The organism is Fulvivirga aurantia (assembly GCF_009711475.1).
In the GTDB taxonomy this organism is placed as follows: Bacteria; Bacteroidota; Bacteroidia; order Cytophagales; family Cyclobacteriaceae; genus Fulvivirga; species Fulvivirga aurantia.
The window spans coordinates 1-210 of the sequence record NZ_SMMD01000152.1 but is presented as its reverse complement, the minus strand read 5'-3'; the positions used below and the strand labels follow the sequence as shown (position 1 = coordinate 210).

1 protein-coding gene is annotated in these 210 nt (G+C 39.0%); it reads right to left on the bottom strand.

Features of this window, described 5'->3' with window-relative positions:
• The coding region (locus E1176_RS20130) for a hypothetical protein (protein ID WP_222933034.1) at positions 1-210 on the bottom strand (210 nt) is incomplete at both ends.

Genomic DNA, 210 nt, shown 5'->3' with positions numbered 1-210 from the left:
TCCACCTTCAAACTCAAGCGTATTTGTAGTGGCATTAAATGAGGCATTGACTGATGCAATACTTCCCAGGCCTTCATTCCACCTCCCACTATTCCAGAAAAAAAACTTCCCTTTTGTTTTATCAAATACCACCAATCCATCATCGGCTGGAGAGGCACAATTGATATTTTCTCTTTGTAGAGTAGAAAGTTGAGGTAATAAAAATCCTTG